Here is a 22,450-nt window from a genome sequence, read left to right as displayed (position 1 = left end):
AAATATATTTTTAATTTAAACTTATACAAATAGATTCAATCCAGCATCTTCAGTAGCACCTAAATATGAAGCTACTCCTCCTAAATCAACACCATCTATAAACTCTTCTGACTTTATTCCCATTAAATCCATACTCATCGTACATGCCACAACTTTTACACCCATATCCATAGCATTTTTTATTAAAGTATCTAAGTCATCAACGTTGTGCTTTTTCATTATTTGGTTTATCATCTTAGGTCCCATTCCAGCCATGTTCATTTGAGATAATGGTAATTTACCTGTATGAGATGGTAACATAATATCGAACATTTTTTCCATAGTATCTTTTGATACATTCGGCTTATCTTTTCTCTTTAATATATTAAGTCCCCAGAATGTGAAGAACATAGTTACCTCTTTACCCATAGATGCAGCTCCAGTTGCAATTATAAATGACGCTATAGCCTTATCTAAATCTCCACTAAATACTACTAGTGTTGCTCCATTTTTATCACTTTGATTTATATTGCAAGATGGATTTACATTTAATACAGTTAGTCCTTTTCTAATATATGCTACAAATGCTTTCTTTGTCTTATCAAACTCAGCCTTCATTAATGTATTTCTTGTCTTTTCACACCAAGATTGTATATCCCTGCTAAATCCTGGATCGCTTGCTCTAACTTCTAATATTTGACCTTCTTGCATTTTGTTGATTTCTTCAAATACTCTTCTTATTGGTCCTGGGCATTGAAGTCCACATGCATCTAGTGTAACATTAGCATCTATTTTTGCTATATCTATGTTTTCCATATCCATATCAAAATCCTCACTATTTGTATTTATTTTCTCACTTTTATTCTGTTTATTTATGCTTTCTTCTGCTCTTTTTACTGCTAAATATGTTTTTACTCCACCATCTATGTTAATACACTTAAGCCCATGTTGTTCAAGTATTCTACAAGCAACATATCCTCTAAGTCCAATTTGGCAAGTAGCATATAACTTTTTATTTTTTGGTATTTCATTTAGTCTATCTCTTAGCTGACCTAATGGTATGTGCATAGAATTTGGAATTTTTCCAGTAGCTAATTCAAACTCTTCTCTTACATCTATTATTACACCACTATCAGCTATTATATTGTCAACTTCATTCCATTGTACTATCTCAACCAGATCCTCTATAATATTTGATGCATAATATCCTAACATATTAACTGGATCTTTAGCTGAGTTATATGGTGGAGCGTAGCAGGTTTCTATATCTGGTAAATCAAATACAGTAAGACCACCTTTTATTGCTGTAGCTAATACATCTATACGTTTTTCAACCCCTTCTATTCCAACTCCTTGAGCTCCAAAAATCTTTCCTGTCTTAGGGTCGAAAGTCATCTTAAGAGATATAGGAAATGCTCCTGGATAATATCCAGCATGAGATCCCGGATGTATATGAATAGCTTTATAATCTAGACCTATTCTTTTTAATGTTTTTTCATTATTTCCAGTAGTAGCAACTGTATAATCAAATACTTTTGCTACTGATGAACCTAATGTTCCTTGGTAAGTAATATCTCTTCCACATATATTATCAGCTACCAATCTTCCTTGCCTATTTGCTGGCCAAGCTAAGGGAATCATTGTAGGTTTTTTATTTATAAAATCAGTTATCTCTACCGCATCTCCAAGTGCATATATATTCTCATCAGAGGTTTTCATATAATTATCAACTATTATAGCTCCTCTTTCATTTAACTTAAGTCCTGCTTCTTTCGCTATAGTTGTTTCTGGCTTAACTCCAATAGATAGTATTATCATATCTGTTTTTATTTCTTTTCCACTGGATAATATTACTTTATTTCCATTTTCAGAAAAAAATTTAACTCCGTCTTTTAAAATCAACTCAATATCTTTACTTATTAAATGATCATGTATCACACTTACCATTTCTATATCTAATGGTGCCATAACTTGTTCACTTGCTTCTACTAAAGTAAGTTTTATACCTTTATCATGAAGATTTTCTGCCATTTCAAGACCAATAAACCCTCCACCTATAACCACTGCATGTTTTGGTTTATTATTATCTACATATGTTTTTATTTTATCTGTATCTGGTATATTTCTAAGTGTAAATAAGTTTTTGCATTCATTTATACCTGAAATAGGTGGTTTTATAGGCTTGGCTCCTGGAGAAAGTACTAATACATCATAACTTTCTTCATACGTTTCACCTGTTTTGTGGTTTTTTACACTTACACTTTTATTTTCTTTATCTATTTTTATAACTTCACTTAAGTTTCTTATATCTAAATTAAACTTTGAACTCATTGTTTCTACAGTTTGAACTATTAGCTTTTCTCTTTCATTTATGCTTCCTCCTATATAATATGGAAGACCACAATTTGCAAATGATATATATTCACCTTTTTCAAACATTATAATTTGAGCCTTTTCATCTAAACGTCTTAATCTAGCCGCAGTTGATGCTCCCCCTGCAACTCCACCTACTATAATAATCTTTTTATTCATAAAAGTATCTCCTTTTTATATATTGTAAAATTTATGATATTTTTTTAACACATCTTTATCATATTCTAAATCCATGTTTTAATCTGTAACTTAATCACATAACTTTTTGTTTTTTTAAACTATAATAAAAAATATCAACCGCAATCAAAACTTATAATTAGAAAGGAGAAATTAATATGAGCTTTTTTTTAGAACTTTTCAAAGGCAGTAAACATGAGAATATTGATGGTATGGAATTAAACATACTTTTAAAAAATAACAAAAAAACATTAATATTAGACGTTAGAACATCAGGAGAATACAGTACTTTCAATATTCCAAAGTCTAAAAATATACCTGTACATGAATTAAAATCTAAATTAAACACTTTAGATTTATATAAGAATTCTACTATAGTTGTTTATTGTGCATCAGGTGCAAGAAGTAATTCTGCTGCAAAAATATTATCTAGAAATGGATTTAATAGTGTTTATAACTTAAAAGGTGGAATATCGAGCTATATATCAAAGAAAAAGTAAAATAGTATTACAATATTTTAGGAGGTAATCATGAATAATCAAAAATGGTTAAAAGGAGCAATTATATTAGGGTTATCATTTTTTATATCAGTTTTATTAATTAAGCCAATAGGAGTATCTACCCAATTTTCAGTTCTATCAGGTATAGTTCATAGCTCTATGGACCAAGGGATAATACAAGAAGATAATGAAAGAGAAACTGGATATAAAAGTACAAATGAGTATTATGATAAATCAGATGGTAAACTAGCTAAATCAATAAAAAATCCTATTAATTATGATTTTATATTTGTACTAGCAATACCCTTAGGTAGTTTTATAGGTCATGCAACTAGGAATAAAAAAGAAAATAAGCTATATTCAGAGGATATCTGTAAGGTAAATACAAATAAAAACTTTATACAAAAATACTTGCCTAGCTTTATGGGTGGATTTTTACTATTATATGGAGCTAGATTAGCCGATGGATGTACTAGTGGCCATATGATGAGTGGTATGATGCAATCAAGTGTTAGTGGATATGTATTTGCAGGTGTTGTATTTGCTGTTGCTATACCAACTGCTATTTTAGTTAAGAAATTCAAATATTAATAAGAAGTTAGGAGAAAATAATATGAAAATATTACTTGCCATATTACTTGGAGCATTCTTCGGATACGCTTTATATAAAGTTGGAGCTATAAGCCCAAAAAAATTATTATCTATGTTAAGATTAGAAGATTTACATTTAGCTAAAGTTATATTATTTGCGATAGGTTTTTCAAGTGTACTCCTATATTTAGCAAACTTAATAGGAATATTTAACTTAGACCATTTAAGTATTAAAACTATGAACACTGGTGTTATACTTGGAGGGATTATATTTGGGTTAGGATTTGGAAGTGCTGGCACTTGTCCTGGTACTTGTGTTGGTGCAGCATCAGGAGATAACTTAAAAAAAGCAATTAGTACTATTTTAGGTGGACTTACTGGAGCATTTGCATTTTCGATGTCATATGCTTCTCTAAAATCAATTGGATTAATTTCAAGCTTAGATATGAGTAAATTAACCTTATTTAATTTATCACCAGAGTTTCCATCATTATTCAATTTAGGATTTACGGGATTACTTATAACTGGAGTCTTATTTATGGGTGGTTCTCTAATACTTCCAAATTCTATAATAAAAAAATAATTAATTAGGATGTGTTAATATGAGTCATATAAATATAGAATCGTATTTTAAAGATAAACTACCATTTTTCAATGATTTATCTGAAAGTGAAGTAAAAGATTTAATTTCAGCAAGTTATATTCAAAAATATAATAAAGGTGAACTAGTTCATTCTAAAAATTCAGCCTGTACTGGAATAGTAGTAGTTTTAAATGGTCAGCTTAGAAGTTTTATGACTTCAAATTCAGGTAAAGAAATTACTCTTTTTAAATTGTTTGAACGTGATATTTGTATGTTATCTTCTTCTTGTGTATATCAAGATCTTACTTATGATATCAATTTAGAAGCCGAAAAAGATTCTTCAGTTATTATAATTGATAGTAAATTTTTCAAAGAAATTTCTAGTAACAATCTTAGCATACAAAACTTCTTTCTTACTTTAACTCAAGATAAATTGTCTCAAATTATGTGGGTTCTTGAGCAAGTTGTATTTTTTAGCTTAGATAGTAGAGTAGCTAATTTTTTAATAGACCAATACTATTTAAATGATTCTATAAACATTAATATAACTCATGATACTATAGCTAACAATTTAGGCTCCGCCCGAGAAGCTATAAGTCGAATGCTTAAGAGGTTTGAAAATGATAAAATAGTAGAACTTTCAAGAGGAAGTATCAAAATAATTGATATAGAAAAATTAAAATTTTTATCAAGTCCGTAAAATCGAGTCTATAAAATAAAATGTGTATTCTTCTAAAAAATGGTGATAAGCAGGGTATTAATCCAATTATCAAAATAGGAGGTACACATTTTTATGTGTAATAAAACAGGACTATCAAAACATTTAATCCAAGATTATGGAAATGACATATCTGTAATAGAAAACTAATTTATTGGTATGTATTCAAAAGGTATGTCAACCTTGAGACAACTAATTTTAATGTTTAAGATTAAACTATATTTGGCTCTAGAAAATATTTCAAAATATTTAAAGAGAGAATAAACAAAAACCAAAATTGACAAAATATGGTACATAATCTAAAATAATAACAGTAATCGTTATTAATATTGAAAATTAAAGCGTAATTACGAGAAAGTCAAAATTATAAGGAGAAAGATTAGATGAAACACTCATTTACTGAAATTAGAATTCCTATTGAAAAGGATAACCCTGCAATATTTAGGGATGAATCAAAATGTGTAAAATGTGGTCAGTGTAGAACTGTTTGTGAGAAAGAAATCGCTGTAGGGAAAATGTATGACTTAGATAAGACAGGAGATAATGCCATCTGTATCCATTGTGGGCAATGTGCAGTTGTATGTCCAGTTGAATCAATTACACAAGTGTATGATTATGAAAAAGTGAAAAGTTCTATTAATGATTCAGAAAAAATAGTTATATTCAGTACATCCCCATCTGTAAGAGTTGCACTTGGTGAAGAATTTGGTATGGAACCTGGTACATATGTTGAGGAAAAGATGGTTTCTGCTTTAAGAAAATTAGGGGCAGATTATGTATTTGATACTACATTTTCAGCTGATTTAACCATTATGGAAGAAGCATCTGAATTAATAGAGCGTATAACAAAGAATGATAAATCACTACCTCAATTTACAAGTTGCTGTCCAGCTTGGGTTAAGTTTGTAGAAACATTTTATCCAGAACTGATACCAAATTTATCTACTGCTAAAAGTCCAATAGGTATGCAAGGTCCAACGATAAAAACGTATTTTGCTAAAAAGAAAGGTCTTAATCCAAAACAAATTGTAAATGTAGCTGTAACTCCATGTACAGCTAAAAAATATGAAATATTAAGACCAGAAATGAATGATTCAGGAAAATACTATAAAGATGAATCCATACGTGATATGGACTATGTGATTACAACTAAAGAATTAGCAAAGTGGTTAAAAGAAGAAGAAATTTCATTTGAAAATCTAGAGCATTCATCATATGATGATTTACTAGGTAGAGGAAGTGGAGCAGGAATTATATTTGGCAATACTGGTGGAGTTATGGAAGCAGCTATAAGAACTGCCTATTATCTAATTACAGGAGAGCAACCTCCTCAAAATATACTAAATTTCACTCCTATTAGAGGAATTGATGGAATAAAGGAGGCAGAAGTTAAAGTAGCTGATAAAGTCATAAATGTAGCAGTAATACATGGTACTGCTAATGCTAAAAGTCTAATAGAGAGTATGAATGATAATAAACATAAATATGATTTTATAGAGGTCATGACATGTAGAGGTGGATGTATAAGTGGGGCAGGTCAGCCAAAAACATCTTTTGAAGTCACAGATATGATTAGGTTTAAGCGTATAGCTGGTCTGTATAATAAGGATAATACTATAAAAATAAAATCTAGCTATGAAAATCTAGATATAAAACAAGTTTATAAAGAATTTTATGGAAGTCCACTTTCTGATTTAGCAGAAAGTATGTTACATACAGCATATAATTCTAAAAATTATATGCTAAATAATATATTAGAAAATGAGAATATTTAAATAAAAAAAATAATATTATATATAGTTGACAAAAAGTGGAAATTAATATATTATATAAATATAGAAATAGTAATCATTACTATTATTAAAAAGGGAGGAATTAATTATGAACTTAAAAGGAACTAAAACAGAGAAGAATCTAATGGCAGGATTTGCAGGGGAATCAGAAGCAAGAAATAAATATACATACTATGCATCAAAAGCTAAAAAAGAAGGGTACAATCAAATAGCTGCTATATTTGAAGAAACTGCTAACAACGAAAAGGAACATGCTAAACTATGGTTTAAACTTTTACATGATGGAATGCCTTCAACAGAAGAAAATTTAAAAGATGCAGCAGCAGGTGAAAATTATGAGTGGACTGACATGTATGCAACATTTGCTAAAGAAGCTAGAGAAGAAGGATTTGACAAAATAGCTTATTTATTTGAAGCTGTTGGAAGAATAGAAAAAGAACATGAAGAAAGATACTTAAAACTTTTAGAAAACCTAAATGAAGGAAAAATCTTTAAAAGAGAAGAAGAAGTTGTTTGGCAATGTCAAAACTGTGGTCATGTGTATGTAGGTACTGAAGCACCAGAAAAATGCCCTGTATGTGACCATCCAAAGGCTTATTTCAATATAAAAGCTGAAAACTATTAAAAATTATTATAATTAAAAAGGAATGTTAACTATGAAATTTTCTAAACAAAGAGAACTGATTTTAAATGAAATATTAAATAATCCAGTTCATCCTACTGCTGATTGTTTGTATGAAAATCTAAAAAAAGATAATCCGAGTTTAAGCTTAGGGACTGTGTATAGAAATTTAGCTCAGCTAACAGAACATGGTTTTATAAAAAAAGTTAGTATTCCAGGAAATCCAGATAGATTTGATGGTAGAACAGAAAATCACTATCATATTATATGTGAAGTATGTGGAGAGGTGTACGATTTAGAATCTGAAATTCTTAGCAATTTAAAAGAATCAATATCAGAAGAAACAGACATAAAAATAACATCTTATAACATAAGTTTTAAAGGGATTTGTAATAATTGTAGAAAGTGTAGCCAAGTAGGTTAACTTTTCAAATTCTAAAAATAATTAATGAGGTGAGTTTATGTGTAGTGAAAAAAGATTTTTTATATGTGAGACTTGTGGTAATCTTATAGGGATGATACACAGTGCAGGTGTTCCTGTTTTATGTTGTGGAAAGCCTATGAAAGAGCTTGTTCCTAATACAACAGATGCAGCAGTTGAAAAACATGTGCCTGTGATTGAAGTAGACGGAAATAATGTTACTGTTAAAGTAAGTAGTGTTGCTCATCCAATGACTAAAGAACATCATATAGCATGGGTGTATCTTATGACTGAACAAGGAGGTCAACGTAAATGTCTAGCAGTAGATGGAGAGCCTGTAGTTAAATTTGCTTTGAATGATGATGATAAAGTAGTATCTGCATATGCTTATTGTAATTTACATGGATTATGGAAAGCTGAATTGTAATATTTAAATAAACTGAATTAAAAAGGAGGCTAAAAAATAGAAATTTATTTCTATAAAAATAGCCTCCTATAAATTTATATAATTTCAAATCTTAATTTGTTTTTTTTATTTGTTTTGAGATTAATAGAGTATAAGGAGAAAATAATATGTCAATTTATAAATGTAGTGTTTGTGGATATATTTATGATGAATCTAAAAATGATAAAACATGGGATGAGTTAAGTGAAGACTGGACATGTCCTGTATGTACAAAAGGTCGTAGTTATTTTGGAAAAATAAGTACTGTGTATTTTGAAGGTGAAGAAAATAAAGAAAATAAAATAGAAGCATCTGTTCAAGAAAAATCTGATGTAAATAGTGAAAAAACAGGTGATTTAAATTATTTAAATACATATTTAAGAAGAGATGATGAAGTTGAGCAACATATGGATATAATTCATGAAATGGCTGTTACAGGAAAGTCTATAATAGAGCCTATGAAAACTAAACTACCAGTAATTTCTTGGGATGATATTTTAATTATGGGAGCTCAATTAAATCCATTACCTCTAAATGAACATGATGAAGTAAATACAACAACAATAATAGGAAAAAAAGCAAAAAAGCCTATGGTAATAGAAAATCCAGTTTATATTTCTCATATGTCATTTGGCGCTTTGTCTAAAGAATTAAAAATAGCTTTAGCAAAAGGTGCAGCTAAAAATAAAACAGCTATGTGTAGTGGTGAGGGTGGTATATTACCAGAAGAAATGGAAGCTTCATATAAGTATATTTTTGAATATGTCCCAAATAAGTATAGTGTAACTGAAGAAAATCTTAAAAATTCTGATGCTATAGAGATAAAAATTGGTCAGGGAACAAAACCTGGTATGGGAGGTCATCTTCCAGGTGAAAAAGTAACTGAAGAAATTGCCAAAGTTAGAAATAAGCCTGTAGGACAAGATGTTATAAGTCCATCTTGTTTTGAAGAAATACAATCAAAAGAAGACTTAAAGAAACTTGTAGATGAGCTTAGAGAGGTCTCAGAAGGACGTCCAATTGGTATTAAAATTTCAGCTGGGCACATTGAGAGAGATATGGAATTTATAGCTTATGCTAAACCTGACTTTATGACTATTGATGGACGTGGTGGAGCTACTGGAGCAAGTCCAAAGTTACTTAAGGATGCAACTTCAGTTCCAACAATATTTGCTCTTTATCGTGCTAGAAAATACATAGATACACATGGATTAGATATAGACTTAGTTATAACAGGTGGTCTTCGTATATCTACTGACTTTGCTAAGGCCATAGCTATGGGAGCTGATGCAATTGCAATTGCTAGTTCTGCTCTTATGGCAGCAGCATGTCAACAATATCGTATATGTGGTTCTGGTAAGTGTCCTGTAGGAGTAGCTACTCAAGATGAGGAATTAAGAAAAAGATTACATATGGAAAATAGTGCAAATAGAGTGGCAAATTTCTTAAATGTTAGTTTAGAAGAGCTTAAGACTTTTGCTAGAATTTCTGGTCATAAAGATATACATGATTTGAGCGTTGATGATTTATATACAGTTAACTCTGAGATATCAAATTATACGAATATACAACATGTATAAATTTTTAATTTAAAACTATCTAATAATACGAGTTTATAAAAGAAAATAGATTTAATAAAAAGAGAATTTTATATTATAGAATTCTCTTTTTTAATATGAAATTGAAGAGATTAAATTGTAAAATACATTGTAATATCGTACTATTAAACTAAACAACAATTTAAGGAGTGATTATTATGGAAAAGATGCAGATACAAGTTCTCGTTGATAATAATACATATATTGATAGGTACTTTGTTGGAGAACCAGCAGTTAGTTATTATATTGAGATTGATGGAAATAGAATTTTATTTGATGCAGGCTATTCAGAGGTATTTATATCAAATGCTGAAAAAATGGATATAGATTTAGGAGACTTGACTCATGTTATTTTTTCTCATGGACATAATGACCATACAAGGGGTATTCAATTTTTAGAAAATAAATATGATTTATCTAAAGTTAAGCTTATAGCACACCCTAATTGTTTTGAAACTAAAAAATGTGGAGATGATAATATAGGAGCACCATTTTCTATTGAGAAAGCTAGAAATACTTTTATGTATAAACCAAAGAGTAAACCTTTTAAGATAAGTGAAAATTGTATATTCTTAGGAGAGATTCCCTCTATAAATAAATTTGAAAAAAGAGCAAAAATAGGAAAATATAAATCAGAAAATTTATGGGATGATGATTATGTTTTAGATGATTCGGCTATAGCATGTAAGACTGATAAAGGTATTTTTATTGTTACAGGATGTTCTCATAGTGGAATTTGTAATATAGTGGAATATGCCAAAAAAGTATGTGGTGATGATAGAATTGTTGGAATCTTGGGTGGTTTTCATCTTTTTGAATTAGATGATAGACTAAGTAGTACTATTCAATATTTGAAAAAAGAAGAAATAAACATGTTGTATCCTTGTCACTGTGTTTCTTTTAAGGTAAAGGCTAAGATGAATGAAATGTTAAATGTAAATGAAGTTGGAGTAGGATTAACTATAAGTATATAGGACTTGAATTAAGTTATATAGTTTTAGAAAAGCCAATAATGAGTTTGAAAAAAATAAGTTTGTTTCAAAAAAATTAAGGGAATTAACAACAACTACATAGGTATAAATTAAAAGCAAAAGGGGCTGTCTCAAAATAGAGATAAGCCTCTTTTTCATTGTTGAAATGATGAAAATATATCTGATTTCATACAAAAAGAGTGCCTCATGAACTAAAAAGTTCATTTTGAGACACCCCCCTTTTTATATTATGTATTTATTTTAAGATAAAAGGAGATGTATAGTATTAATTAAAAAAAAAGATGTTTTTAATTATTTAATATTTTCATTAGTAGATAATTTTATTATGTATTAATAATGATGATATAAAGAGAAGTAAATTAAATTAGTTTATCTAAATACAATATTATTTTAAATATAAATTTATTTTTATATATAAGTCTTAACGATTTCAATAAGAATGCAAATATAGTAATAAATGATTATAACTATTATAGGTATGTTAAGCATTATCTAATTACATAAGTTCGTTTGTAAAAAATTTAACGTTATAAAAACAGTTTCATATAAAAAAATATAATATAAAAATATTATTAATTCATAATAATAAAATAAACGCATGAAATTTACCTGATTAGAAATAAAAAAATTAAAATTGTAAATTTTTAGAAAAATTACTGTTGAATTAACTTGACAAAAATGTTATTATTTTGTCAAATGTATGTTAAATTATAAATTTTTTACTATTATTTCTAGAGAGGATGATTTTATGCAAAAAAATGTAAAAAAAGCAAAAGCAACAGGCTCTATTCTAGCTATATTTGGAGTTGCAAGTGTTCTTTTTAGTTCGCATGCAGGTGGAGGATTTGCTACAGGAAATCAAGAAACTCAGTATTATGTGCAATATGGATGGATTGCACCACTCATGGCAATTTTAGCAATGATTATACTTACTGCTACTATGAGAGAAGTTATTATAATGTATAATAATAATAATTGTAAGAATTATAAGGATTTATTTTGTGAACTTTGGAGTCCATATCCAAAACTTGAAATAATATGGGAGATATATTATTATCTAATGGTTTTAATAGCTGTAAGCGCTGTTATAGCAGGTGCAGCAGCAGTTTTTCAGAGTATAGGAATTAATTATTTTATAGCCGTCTTTATTATCGGAATTGTACTTCTTATTTTTACTATATTTGGAGCTATGCTTGTATCTAAAGCAGCAACAGCAATGACCATAGCTATATTAGTATGTACTCTTACTATTTTTATAGTGGGTATAAAAGCTAAGGTACCAGAAATATCTGAAATATTCTCAAACAGAACAAGCTTCACACCTGGATACTTTAAGCCAATACTTAATACTTTTATTTATGCAGGATTCCAATCAGTTGTTATACCTACACTTGCAAGTTGTTCAAGACCACTTCTTAAAAATTCTAAAGAAGCTACTAAAGCAATGATAATTTCATTTGCTATGAATGCAGTTGCGTTGGGGCTTGCTGTAACTATGCTAATGGGATGGTATAGAGAATTTACTGCTGCTGGACAAACAACGCTTCCTACTCTTTATGTTGCAGGTCAATCTGGAAATAACACTATATACATAATTTATAATGTAGCACTATTCCTTTGTTTGATGTCTACAGGAGTAACTACAATATTTGGTCTTGTAAATAGATTTGAAGACCATAAAGCACTTTCTTTCCTTTCTTCAAAAATGAAAAGAAGAGTATTTACAGCATGTGCAATAATGGTAGTATCAATGCTTATATCTCTTACAGGGTTAAGTAACATAGTTAAGTATGGATATGGATATTGTGGTTATCTTGGTCTATTCACTATAGTTATACCTTTTCTAACATTGGGTCATTATAAGAATAAGAAATTTGCAAAAGAACATCCAGAGGCTAAATGGCCAGCAGATTTAGATGAGAATGTTGAGAATTTATAGTATAAATTAGTAGCTTAAGTATAAAAAGATGGTCTATAAAAGATTCATTAATGATGACTTAAGTGCAAAATTAATATAAGATTAATATCAGAAAAAATTTAAAATGATATTAACAATATTATTAAAATGAAACAATATAAAAATGTATGTGAATTTATCTAAGATAAGTACACATACGTTTTTATTTATTCAATTTTTATAAATTAAGGCGTAAAACCACTATACCTTTAGGTTAGTGGATGTAAGCCTATCCCTGACTTTGTATATATCTTTCAATAGTTTCTTTAGAAACATTTCCTATACTACAAGCAAAGTATCCATCTGACCAAAAAGTTTTTTCCTTCCAGAAATATTTGTTAAGATATAATTGGTTATTGTTAATTCTCCAAATCCTATAAGTTGAAATTTGCTTAAACCATCTTACTATCTCTAATATAGAAATTGTTGGTCTATATTTAACTAATAGATGCACATGATTTTTATCAACTTCCATTTCACTATGATTAAATCTTTTTCTTTTGCTATATTACTAAGAATATGTTTAATTTCATCACCAAATTTAATTAACAAGTTTTTTCTGTATTTACATACAAATATCAGATGTACCAATAACAAACACTTAGAATGATTTCTACTAACATAATCCACAACTCCAATTCAATCCCTTCTTAAATATATATGGTTTAATTAGTTTTACATTTGGCACTTTTTTGATTTCTTTTAAAGCTATATATTGCCCCTCATTTTGACTGCCTTTAACTGTATAAACTTTTCCATCATATTTAATCAAGTCATTTGGCTGATACAATGATTTTTGCTTCCTTATTCTTCTTTGACCTTTAGATATTTTCTGACCTCTGAACACTCTAAGATTTTCAGAATTTAAATTCTTGTTTCTAGTTCTTCTTCCACAATTAAGTTCACTTGCAGAAACTTTCTCACCAGTTCTATTATCTATATATTTAGCATCATAGAATTTTTCAAGACTTCTATTGTTTAATCTTGATTGTTCAACTTTAAATACTTCTAAATTTCTAACTTGATTAACACCTTTAGCTATAGCAAAAGCATCATTAAAATGACTTTTTTCTATACCATGTTCAATTCTATGATTTTTAGTCAAATAACCATAAGTTGCTTTAATGTTAGTATATTTTTCTTTCAACTGTTCCAATAAGTACCATCTTATCATTGACATAAATGTAGCATCTTTAAAATCTTTAACCTTTTTACCATTTTCACACCAATCATACAGAAATTTACCCTTTTTATGATTAGGAGATGTATGACACTTATTACACAAAGTTATTAAATTACTAGGAGCATCAGAACCACTATCACTCTTGTACTTAATATGATGAATTTCTAATATCTGTTCTTTATTCTTATTCTTACAATTAGGATTTTGACATTTATGTCCATCTCTATGAAGTACATATTCCCTTACATTCCAAAAACCAATTTGTTCTCCCTGCTGATACTTTACTCCATATATATCAGGATTCTTGATTTTTTGTATATCAAAGTTGGCAACCTCTATTACTATATTTTTAATAGGCAGTATTGAATTAAGATAATCTATAAATTTAACATGAGTATCTAACTTATGTTGTAAACTTGGTGCTAACCATCCATTTTCTATTTTTCTATTGTTCCATCTAGGTTTTCTATATCTTAATCTTTGTCTTCTAATTCTTCTATATTGACTTTTTTCTAATAATCTATCTTTCATACCTTGAAGCAACTTTACTTCTCCAACTATCAATTCTTTACTATCTGTTATAGCTGAAAATCCTATATTTAAATATCCGCTATCTATCCCTAATGTTACAGATTGAATATATTCAGTATCCGTTTTATACAGTAATTGTATAGTAAATGGATTAACTCTTTTAACAGTAGCTTTCTTTTGTTTTAATAATTTTCTAGCTTTTGCATTATTAGTAGGCATTAACGGTTTTCCTTCAAAGCTAATTACATACACCATAATATTAATCCTTTCAGATAATTTAACCTCACCTTACGGTGGTAAGCTCTCTTCGCCAATGTTATGAAAGGTTTTAAATATACCACACTTCGCCTGCCATCAGTGATGTTTAATGATACACCGTAGAGTTTAGGACTAGAGAAGTATCCTAAAGTACCTATATATTCTTACATAACGTAGTTAAAACTTAGGCTATTCAACTAACTTGTAATCTCCTACAAGCCACTACCCTTTAGGGTAGTTGACAATTTGATAGTTAGCCTATATATTATAATTTTACAATTCTTCTATTAATTTTAGATTCTATAGCTGTTTCAATTTCACTTAATATTCTCTCGTTTTTAGGGTCAATAAAAGCACAAGTATAACCCTGTTCTCCAGCTCTACCAGTTCTACCAATACGGTGAATATAGTCTTCAGGCGTTTCTGGTAAATCGTAATTATATATGTGACTTACTCCTGATATATCAAGACCTCGAGAAGCTACGTCTGTAGCTATTAAATATTGTATTTCTAAATTTCTAAATGATTTCATTATTCTTTCTCGCTTTGATTGGGCGATATCACTATGCAACTTTTGACAATTATATCCTCGTATAGCAAGAGCCTCTTCAAGGTTGTCAACTCTTCTTTTAGTTCTACAGAATATTATAGCCATAAAAGGATTGTCTTCGTTTAAAACACTGCATAAAGCATCTAATTTCTTTCTATCTGTAGTTTCTACTACTTCTTGTTTTATATTAGTAAGAGTAATTTCTTCTTTTTCAATAGAAACAACAACAGGATTTTTTGTATATCTATAAGCTAATTTTTTAACTTGAGAATCCATAGTTGCAGAAAAGCATAATGTCTGTTTTTTATTTGAAGTTTCTTTTAAAATAGCTTCAACCTCATTTTTAAATCCCATAAGCAACATTTGGTCTGCTTCATCTAAAACAAAAGTTTTTAATTTGCTAAGGTCAATTGTTTTTCTATTTAAGTGGTCTAGAAGTCTACCTGGTGTTGCTATAATCATATGAATATTTCCTTTTAGTTTTTTTATCTGAGAACCAATGTCTTTTCCACCATAAGCTGCTAGAATATTTATATCCTTAGATTCTTTAAGTTTTATAGCTTCTTCTGTTATTTGAATAGCAAGTTCTCTAGTTGGAGACAGTATAAGTACTTGTATATCATCTATATCCAATGATATATTCTCAAATATCGGAAGCAAGAAAGCAAGTGTTTTACCTGTCCCAGTCTGAGCTTCTGCTATGACATCTTTTCCTGATTTTATTAAAGGAATACTTTCTTTTTGTATAGGTGTAGGTGTTGTTATTCCTGATGTTTTTATAATATTTATAGTATCTTCGCTAATTCCTAAGCTCTTAAAATCCATTATTATCTTACCTTTCATGAAAAATTTTCTATTTTATTAATCAATTAATAATATCATATTTGTAAGTATTTTTAGTAATTTTTTCGATTATTATTTATATAGTTTAAAAATATAGTGTATAACTCTTAAAATATAGTGTAGATTAAATTAAATTTTAGCTAGAATTTTAGAGGTTTAATTTAAAAGGTTTTTTGAAAATAAATCTATTTATAAATTAAATTAAAATGCAAGAAAAACATAATAACTTTCATTTTTAAGAAGTTTTCACAAAAAGGAAAAAATATAGTGCAATAATTAATATAAAGTAATATAATAGATTACAAGATATGAAAAGCTAAAAAAATAAATTGCAAATGAAATTAAAATGAATAAAAAATAAAAAAATAATCAAAAGTTAGAGACATCACTGAAAAATAAGACCTAATATTATTAAAACTAAATGTATACTAAGGGGGGCATTAATATGTGCATTATATCAAAAGATAGAGCAAAGGAAATCAAAATAGTAGATACTACTTTAAGAGATGGGGAACAAACAGCTGGGGTTGTATTTGCGAATAGAGAAAAAATAATGATTGCTGAAATGTTAAGTGATTTAGGTGTCGACCAAATTGAAGTTGGTATACCTACTATGGGTGGAGACGAAAAAAATGTAATAAAGCACATATGCAATAGAAATTTAAAAGCAGATATAATGGCTTGGAATAGAGCAGTGATAAAAGATGTTGAAGAATCTATTTCTTGTGGTGTTGATGCAGTAGCCATATCAATATCAGTATCTGATATTCATATAGAAAATAAACTTAGAACTTCTAGAGGTTGGGTTTTAGAGAATATGGCTAAGACAGTTGAATTTGCAAAGAAAAATGGATTATATGTTTCAGTAAATGGAGAAGATGCTTCAAGAGCGGATATCGACTTCTTAACTGAATTTATAAATGTTGGAAAGCAAGCAGGAGCAGATAGATTTAGATATTGTGATACTGTAGGAGTTATGAATCCTTTTTCTATAAAAAATGCAATAGAAACTCTTTATGAAAGAACTAATTTTGACATAGAAATGCATACACATAATGATTTTGGTATGGCAACAGCAAATGCACTTGCAGGATTAGCAGCAGGAGCAAACTATGTTGGAGTTACAGTTAATGGCTTAGGTGAGAGAGCTGGAAATGCAGCGTTAGAAGAAGTTTTAATGGCACTTAAATGCATCTATAAATGTGATTTAAATAACGTAGATACTAGAAAGTTTAGAGGGATATGTGAGTATGTGTCACAAGCATCAGGAAGAATACTTCCTACATGGAAACCAGTAGTTGGAGATAATATGTTTATACATGAATCAGGTATACATGCAGATGGAGCTTTAAAAGACCCACATAACTATGAGCCATTTGACCCAAGTGAAGTAAATCTTGAAAGAAAGATAGTAATAGGAAAGCATTCAGGAAGAGCAGCAGTAATAAATAAATTGAGTGAATATGAAATGTATATTTCTCCAGAAAACGCTACCAAATTATTAAATGCCATAAGAGCTACATCTATAAGATTGAAAAGAAGTTTGATGGATAAAGAGATTCTTCAATTATATTGTGATATACTAGCACATGAAAAAGGTACAACAGAAGAAGAAGCAGTTAGAGGTTCATATATTTAAGATATAATTGTTTAGGAGGAAAGTATGGGAGATAATATAGTTTATAAAATAATCAAAAAACATATAGTGGATGGAGAGGCTGTTGCTGGCAATTCAATTGGGATAAAAATAGACCAGACTTTAACACAAGATTCCACTGGAACAATGACATATCTTCAATTAGAAGCTATGGGCATAGATAAAGTAAAAACAAAAAGAAGCGTTGCATTTGTAGACCATAATATGTTACAACAAGGATTTGAAAATGCAGATGACCATAAATATATACAAACAGTAGCTGATAAATATGGTGTTTATTTTTCTAAACCAGGAAATGGTATCTGCCATCAAGTGTTTTTAGAAAGATTTTCAACACCAGGAGATACACTTTTGGGTTCTGATAGCCACACACCTACTGCTGGTGGTGTTGGTATGATGGCTATTGGTGCTGGGGGATTGGATGTTGCTCTAGCTATGGCAGGAGGAGCATACTATATAAAAGCACCAAAAGTCTGTAAGGTAAACTTAGTTGGAAAATTAAATAATATGGTATCTTCAAAAGATATAATATTAGAAGTGTTGAGAAAACAAACTGTAAAAGGAGGCGTAGGTAAAGTCTATGAATATGGAGGAGAAGGTGTCAAAAATCTATCTGTTCCACAAAGAGCCACAATAACAAATATGGGAGCTGAACTTGGAGCAACTACTTCAATATTCCCAAGTGATGAAAAAACACTAGAGTTTTTTAAGAGTCAAGGAAGAGAAGATGTTTGGATGGAGCTAAAATCTGATTCAGATGCAATTTATGATGAAGAGATTACTATAAACTTAGATGAATTAAAACCATTAGCTGCAAAGCCTCATAGTCCAGACAATGTAGATGAAGTCGAAAATATAGGAAAGATTAAAATAGACCAAGTTGCGATAGGAAGCTGTACAAATTCTTCTTATGAAGACTTAATGAAAGTAGCCCAAATTTTAAAAGGCAACAAAGTTCATAAGAATGTAAGTTTGGTAATAGCACCAGGCTCAAGACAGGTTATGGAAATGATAGCTAGAAATGGAGCTTTAGGAGATATAATAAGTGCTGGAGCTAGAATATTAGAAAATTCTTGTGGGCCATGTATAGGTATGGGTCAATCTCCAGGAACTGATTCTGTATCTTTAAGAACTTTCAATAGAAACTTCTATGGAAGAAGTGGAACTCTATCAGCACAAGTATATTTAGTGAGCCCAGAAGTAGCAGCAGTAAGTGCTATAAAAGGAGAACTTACAGACCCAAGAGAATTTGATGTTAAATTTGAAAACTTAGATGTAAATGAATTTTTAATAGATGATAGTATGATAATAAAGCCTTCTGATGTAGGAAGCGATGTAGAAGTAGTTAGAGGTCCTAATATAAAGCCTTTCCCTCTTAATACAGAACTAAGTGAGTCTATAAGTGGAAAAGTAATATTGAAGACAGAAGATAATATAACTACTGACCATATAATGCCATCAAATGCTAAGTTACTTCCTTTTAGAAGTAACATACCATATCTTGCAAATTATTGTTTTAATACTGTAGATACAGAGTTTCCTCAAAGAGCAAAAGATAATGATGGTGGATTTATAATTGGTGGAGACAACTATGGACAAGGTTCAAGTAGAGAACATGCTGCCTTAGCACCATTATATCTTGGTGTTAAAGGAGTAATAGTAAAAAGTTTTGCAAGAATACACAAAGCCAATTTAATAAACAGTGGTATAATTCCAATGGAGTTTTGTGATGAAAAAGATTATGAAAATTTATCTCTTTTAGATAGTCTGGAAATACCAAATATTTTAGATAATTTAGATAGTGGTGTTTTAGAGGTTAAGAATTTAAGCAAAGGAACTTCTTTCAAAGTTAAAGTAGAATTATCATCAAAAGAAGTTGATGTATTAAAAGCAGGTGGAAAATTAAATTACACTAAGAATCAAGCTAATTAATATGAAAAGAGGGAATATTAATGTATAAAGTGACACTTATACCAGGAGATGGAATAGGACCAGAAGTTGCGAAAGCTATGAAAAAGGTTGTAGAAGCTACTGGGGTAGAGATAGAATGGGAAGAAGTTAATGCAGGAGAAGCAGTTATTGAAGAATATGGAACTCCACTTCCTCAATATATTATAGATAGTATAAAAAAGAACAAAATAGCTATAAAAGGTCCAATCACTACTCCTGTAGGGAAAGGATTTAGAAGTGTAAATGTAACTTTAAGACAAGCATTAGATTTATATGTTAACTTAAGACCAATTAAGAGTTTTAAAGGTATAAAGTCAAGATATGAAGATGTTGATTTAGTGGTAGTAAGAGAAAATACAGAAGACTTATATGCTGGTATAGAACATAAGATAGGTGATTATGCAGCTGAAAGTATAAAGATAATAACAAGAGGTGCAAGTGAGAGAATTGTTGACTTTGCATGTAACTATGTTAAAGATAACAAGAGAAAAAAAGTTACAGCTATACATAAAGCAAACATAATGAAAATGTCTGATGGCTTGTTTTTAGATGTATTTAGAGAAGTAGCATCAAAACATGGTGTCGAGTATGATGATTTAATTGTAGATGCAGCAGCTATGAACTTAGTTTTAAATCCAGAAAACTACGATGTAATGGTAATGCCAAATCTTTATGGAGACATACTATCTGATTTGGGAGCTGGTCTTGTTGGAGGCTTAGGTATAATTCCAAGTGCAAATATTGGTAAAGATTGTGCTATATTTGAAGCTGTTCATGGAAGTGCTCCACAAATAGCTGGGCAAAATAAAGCTAATCCAACAGCTCTTATTCAATCGTCAGTAATGATGCTTAGATACCTAGGGGAATATGAAAATGCACAAAAGATAGAAACAGCTTTAGAAAAAGTATTTCTTGATGGAAGTAAATTAACTGTAGATTTAGGTGGTTCAGCTTCAACTACTGAATTTGCAGATGAGGTATGTAAATATATTTAGTTGTTATTTATAGTAATAATATGATGTAAGCCTAAAAAGAGCTGTTAATTGTATATGGGACAATTAACAGCTCTTTTTTTAGCTCTGTAATTATATATTTATAAGCATCCATTCAAAAATATGAATAAAAATAAATGTAAAAAAGTTATTTTTTTAGTTGAATATTCAACCAATATATGGTAATATACAAATATAGTTGAAAATTCAACTAAATATATTTTAAACTTAGAGGTATTGATTGGAGGTGTATTTGATTAAAACTTTAGACAGTAATATATTAAGAGAAGTTGGTACTTTATCTAGAGCAGTAAATTCAATAAATGATATGAAGTACAAAGAATTAAAGTTACAAAAAGGGCAATTTACTTTTTTAACACGAATTTGTGAAAATCCTGGTATAAACCTTGTAGAATTATCAAATGTGTTAAAAGTAGATAAGGCTACTACAACCAAAGCTATACAGAAGTTAATAAAAGCAGGATATGTGGATAAAAAGCAAGATGAGTTTGATAAAAGAGGATACAATTTAACTCCAACTAATAAATCTTTAGAAGTATATGAGTTAATAATTGAAGAAGAAAATAGAAGTATAGAAATCTGTTTTAATAATCTTACAGATGAAGAGAAGCAAACAGCAAACAATATACTAGAGAAAATGAGAAAAAATATAGAAGAAGAATGGTTTAAAGTAAAAAGGTAGTAAATTAATATATGAATATAAGGAGATATTTTTATGATTAGAAAAGCAAATATAAATGATTTAGATAGTATCATGGGAATTATAAAATCAACAGTAGAGGAAATGAAAGGCTATAATAATACACAATGGGATGAAAACTATCCATCAGATAAAGACTTTGTTTCTGATATTGAGAAACAAGATTTATATGTAGAAGAAGTAGATGGAAAGATAGCAGGATTTATATGTATTAATTATGATGAACCTAAAGAATACATAGATTTAAATTGGTCGTCTAATGAGAAGGCTATGGTAGTACATAGAATGGCAGTAAATCCAAGTTTTAGAAAGATGGGAATTGCATCTAAACTAGTTGATTTTGCTGAAGAATTAGCTAAAGAAAACGATGTATCATATTTAAAGAGTGATACATATTCAATAAACTCAAAGATGAATTCATTGCTTATAAAATGTGGATTTATCAAAATTGGTGAAATGAGTTTCCTAGGAAAAGAGAAATCTTTCTATTGTTATGATAAAATATTATAAAAAGTATTTATCATACAAAGGCTAGAGAATACATTTTCAGTATTAGTAGGGGCATGATGTAAGCCAGATGTATGCTATTATGAAAGGGTTGATTTAGATGATTGAATTTCTAAAAAAAAGAAGAAGTAACTTCAATCTCATGAGCTTGGATTAGGTTCTTGCTGGATACAAGTAAGAAATAGGATGCATGATGATAGTATAGATGCTGATAAATATATTAGAGATGAACTGAACATACCTGATAAGTACAGTGTAGAATGTATAATTTCTATAGGCTACCCTGATGAAGAAAAAAAATCATACTGTGACTCTGATTTGGACTATGAAAAAGTTCATTTTAATAAATTTTAATGTATAATATATTATATTAAGACAGTATGTTTTTTTGATATTGTTAATATATATTTAAAATTGTAAAAATATATCTGAATTTTACTAACTTATATAGGGGTTATGTACAAGGATTTTAAAGATAAGTATAGAAATTAATGTTTATAATCGATACA

General features: G+C 29.1%; 19 protein-coding genes and 2 pseudogenes. 17 read left to right on the top strand and 4 right to left on the bottom strand.

The window, feature by feature from the left end:
• Nucleotides 1-21: 21 nt before the first annotated feature.
• Complete coding sequence (gene cdr / locus KGF46_RS10575) at nt 22-2,511, bottom strand: CoA-disulfide reductase (protein ID WP_227829645.1); 2,490 nt, start codon at nt 2,509-2,511, stop codon at nt 22-24.
• A 176-nt stretch (nt 2,512-2,687) separates the two neighbouring features.
• Here cdr and KGF46_RS10570 point away from each other — a divergent pair, with 176 nt between their 5' ends.
• From KGF46_RS10570 to KGF46_RS10520, 11 genes are all read left to right on the top strand, one after another.
• A complete protein-coding gene (locus tag KGF46_RS10570) occupies nt 2,688-3,029 on the top strand; it encodes a rhodanese-like domain-containing protein (protein ID WP_227856660.1) in 342 nt (113 codons plus the stop codon).
• A 30-nt stretch (nt 3,030-3,059) separates the two neighbouring features.
• Nucleotides 3,060-3,620: a YeeE/YedE thiosulfate transporter family protein gene (locus tag KGF46_RS10565; protein WP_227829643.1), complete on the top strand. Its 561-nt coding sequence runs from the start codon at nt 3,060-3,062 to the stop codon at nt 3,618-3,620.
• A 22-nt stretch (nt 3,621-3,642) separates the two neighbouring features.
• Complete coding sequence (locus tag KGF46_RS10560; protein ID WP_227856659.1) at nt 3,643-4,203, top strand: YeeE/YedE thiosulfate transporter family protein; 561 nt, start codon at nt 3,643-3,645, stop codon at nt 4,201-4,203.
• Between the two features lie 19 nt (nt 4,204-4,222).
• Nucleotides 4,223-4,903, top strand: a complete 681-nt coding sequence (locus KGF46_RS10555; protein WP_227829641.1) for a Crp/Fnr family transcriptional regulator — start codon at nt 4,223-4,225, stop codon at nt 4,901-4,903.
• 401 nt (nt 4,904-5,304) lie between these two features.
• The gene (locus KGF46_RS10550; RefSeq protein ID WP_227842803.1) at nt 5,305-6,696 is read left to right on the top strand and encodes a [FeFe] hydrogenase, group A; all 1,392 of its coding nucleotides are present in this window, start codon (nt 5,305-5,307) and stop codon (nt 6,694-6,696) included.
• A gap of 106 nt (nt 6,697-6,802) precedes the next feature.
• Complete coding sequence (gene rbr, locus KGF46_RS10545; protein WP_227433364.1) at nt 6,803-7,339, top strand: rubrerythrin; 537 nt, start codon at nt 6,803-6,805, stop codon at nt 7,337-7,339.
• 31 nt (nt 7,340-7,370) lie between these two features.
• A complete protein-coding gene (locus KGF46_RS10540; protein ID WP_227829639.1) occupies nt 7,371-7,760 on the top strand; it encodes a Fur family transcriptional regulator in 390 nt (129 codons plus the stop codon).
• Nucleotides 7,761-7,797: 37 nt separating this feature from the next.
• Nucleotides 7,798-8,184 (top strand): desulfoferrodoxin family protein, encoded by a 387-nt coding sequence (locus tag KGF46_RS10535; RefSeq protein WP_227854712.1) that lies wholly within the window; start codon nt 7,798-7,800, stop codon nt 8,182-8,184.
• Nucleotides 8,185-8,330: 146 nt separating this feature from the next.
• Nucleotides 8,331-9,782 carry a glutamate synthase-related protein gene (locus tag KGF46_RS10530; protein ID WP_227842805.1) on the top strand — a complete coding sequence of 484 codons (1,452 nt, stop codon included), beginning with the start codon at nt 8,331-8,333 and terminating at the stop codon, nt 9,780-9,782.
• A 176-nt stretch (nt 9,783-9,958) separates the two neighbouring features.
• On the top strand, nt 9,959-10,774 hold the full coding sequence (locus KGF46_RS10525; RefSeq protein WP_227829636.1) for an MBL fold metallo-hydrolase: 816 nt from the start codon (nt 9,959-9,961) through the stop codon (nt 10,772-10,774).
• 766 nt (nt 10,775-11,540) lie between these two features.
• Nucleotides 11,541-12,731: a hypothetical protein gene (locus tag KGF46_RS10520; protein ID WP_227843016.1), complete on the top strand. Its 1,191-nt coding sequence runs from the start codon at nt 11,541-11,543 to the stop codon at nt 12,729-12,731.
• A gap of 247 nt (nt 12,732-12,978) precedes the next feature.
• Here KGF46_RS10520 and tnpA read toward each other — a convergent pair.
• The 3 genes and pseudogenes from tnpA to KGF46_RS10505 all read right to left on the bottom strand — a co-directional run bounded on the left by tnpA (nt 12,979) and on the right by KGF46_RS10505 (nt 16,114).
• Nucleotides 12,979-13,379 (bottom strand): annotated as a pseudogene (tnpA, locus tag KGF46_RS10515) (IS200/IS605 family transposase).
• Nucleotides 13,366-14,718 (bottom strand): RNA-guided endonuclease IscB, encoded by a 1,353-nt coding sequence (iscB, locus tag KGF46_RS10510; RefSeq protein WP_227843015.1) that lies wholly within the window; start codon nt 14,716-14,718, stop codon nt 13,366-13,368. The pseudogene tnpA and the gene iscB overlap by 14 nt, the downstream one beginning before the upstream one ends.
• A gap of 268 nt (nt 14,719-14,986) precedes the next feature.
• The gene (locus KGF46_RS10505; protein ID WP_227830128.1) at nt 14,987-16,114 is read right to left on the bottom strand and encodes a DEAD/DEAH box helicase; all 1,128 of its coding nucleotides are present in this window, start codon (nt 16,112-16,114) and stop codon (nt 14,987-14,989) included.
• Between the two features lie 445 nt (nt 16,115-16,559).
• On the opposite strand from KGF46_RS10505, the gene nifV reads away from it, so the two are divergent.
• The 6 genes and pseudogenes from nifV to KGF46_RS10475 all read left to right on the top strand — a co-directional run.
• Nucleotides 16,560-17,753, top strand: coding sequence for a homocitrate synthase (nifV, locus tag KGF46_RS10500; protein WP_227433357.1), 1,194 nt, complete (start codon nt 16,560-16,562; stop codon nt 17,751-17,753).
• Nucleotides 17,754-17,777: 24 nt separating this feature from the next.
• Nucleotides 17,778-19,703, top strand: a complete 1,926-nt coding sequence (locus KGF46_RS10495; protein WP_227850778.1) for an aconitate hydratase — start codon at nt 17,778-17,780, stop codon at nt 19,701-19,703.
• Nucleotides 19,704-19,723: 20 nt separating this feature from the next.
• The gene (locus KGF46_RS10490; protein ID WP_227482972.1) at nt 19,724-20,716 is read left to right on the top strand and encodes an isocitrate/isopropylmalate dehydrogenase family protein; all 993 of its coding nucleotides are present in this window, start codon (nt 19,724-19,726) and stop codon (nt 20,714-20,716) included.
• Between the two features lie 250 nt (nt 20,717-20,966).
• Complete coding sequence (locus tag KGF46_RS10485; protein WP_227830131.1) at nt 20,967-21,416, top strand: MarR family winged helix-turn-helix transcriptional regulator; 450 nt, start codon at nt 20,967-20,969, stop codon at nt 21,414-21,416.
• A 33-nt stretch (nt 21,417-21,449) separates the two neighbouring features.
• Nucleotides 21,450-21,944, top strand: a complete 495-nt coding sequence (locus KGF46_RS10480; protein ID WP_227843014.1) for a GNAT family N-acetyltransferase — start codon at nt 21,450-21,452, stop codon at nt 21,942-21,944.
• A gap of 144 nt (nt 21,945-22,088) precedes the next feature.
• A pseudogene (locus KGF46_RS10475) lies at nt 22,089-22,295 on the top strand (NAD(P)H nitroreductase); the annotation flags it as partial.
• Between the last annotated feature and the right edge of the window lie 155 nt (nt 22,296-22,450).

Source organism: Clostridioides sp. ZZV14-6153, assembly GCF_020657855.1.
Taxonomy (GTDB): domain Bacteria; phylum Bacillota; class Clostridia; order Peptostreptococcales; family Peptostreptococcaceae; genus Clostridioides.
The sequence above is the reverse complement of the archived record's forward strand: the minus strand, read 5'-3'. Positions and strand labels throughout refer to the sequence as shown.

Excerpts from the sequence above, each read along its gene's own strand:
- cdr (WP_227829645.1), bottom strand. The coding sequence starts at position 2,511 with ATGAATAAAAAGATTATTATAGTAGGTGGAGTTGCAGGGGGAGCATCA.
- KGF46_RS10570 (WP_227856660.1), top strand. The coding sequence starts at position 2,688 with ATGAGCTTTTTTTTAGAACTTTTCAAAGGCAGTAAACATGAGAATATT.
- KGF46_RS10565 (WP_227829643.1), top strand. The coding sequence starts at position 3,060 with ATGAATAATCAAAAATGGTTAAAAGGAGCAATTATATTAGGGTTATCA.
- KGF46_RS10560 (WP_227856659.1), top strand. The coding sequence starts at position 3,643 with ATGAAAATATTACTTGCCATATTACTTGGAGCATTCTTCGGATACGCT.
- KGF46_RS10555 (WP_227829641.1), top strand. The coding sequence starts at position 4,223 with ATGAGTCATATAAATATAGAATCGTATTTTAAAGATAAACTACCATTT.
- KGF46_RS10550 (WP_227842803.1), top strand. The coding sequence starts at position 5,305 with ATGAAACACTCATTTACTGAAATTAGAATTCCTATTGAAAAGGATAAC.
- rbr (WP_227433364.1), top strand. The coding sequence starts at position 6,803 with ATGAACTTAAAAGGAACTAAAACAGAGAAGAATCTAATGGCAGGATTT.
- KGF46_RS10540 (WP_227829639.1), top strand. The coding sequence starts at position 7,371 with ATGAAATTTTCTAAACAAAGAGAACTGATTTTAAATGAAATATTAAAT.
- KGF46_RS10535 (WP_227854712.1), top strand. The coding sequence starts at position 7,798 with ATGTGTAGTGAAAAAAGATTTTTTATATGTGAGACTTGTGGTAATCTT.
- KGF46_RS10530 (WP_227842805.1), top strand. The coding sequence starts at position 8,331 with ATGTCAATTTATAAATGTAGTGTTTGTGGATATATTTATGATGAATCT.
- KGF46_RS10525 (WP_227829636.1), top strand. The coding sequence starts at position 9,959 with ATGGAAAAGATGCAGATACAAGTTCTCGTTGATAATAATACATATATT.
- KGF46_RS10520 (WP_227843016.1), top strand. The coding sequence starts at position 11,541 with ATGCAAAAAAATGTAAAAAAAGCAAAAGCAACAGGCTCTATTCTAGCT.
- iscB (WP_227843015.1), bottom strand. The coding sequence starts at position 14,718 with ATGGTGTATGTAATTAGCTTTGAAGGAAAACCGTTAATGCCTACTAAT.
- KGF46_RS10505 (WP_227830128.1), bottom strand. The coding sequence starts at position 16,114 with ATGAAAGGTAAGATAATAATGGATTTTAAGAGCTTAGGAATTAGCGAA.
- nifV (WP_227433357.1), top strand. The coding sequence starts at position 16,560 with ATGTGCATTATATCAAAAGATAGAGCAAAGGAAATCAAAATAGTAGAT.
- KGF46_RS10495 (WP_227850778.1), top strand. The coding sequence starts at position 17,778 with ATGGGAGATAATATAGTTTATAAAATAATCAAAAAACATATAGTGGAT.
- KGF46_RS10490 (WP_227482972.1), top strand. The coding sequence starts at position 19,724 with ATGTATAAAGTGACACTTATACCAGGAGATGGAATAGGACCAGAAGTT.
- KGF46_RS10480 (WP_227843014.1), top strand. The coding sequence starts at position 21,450 with ATGATTAGAAAAGCAAATATAAATGATTTAGATAGTATCATGGGAATT.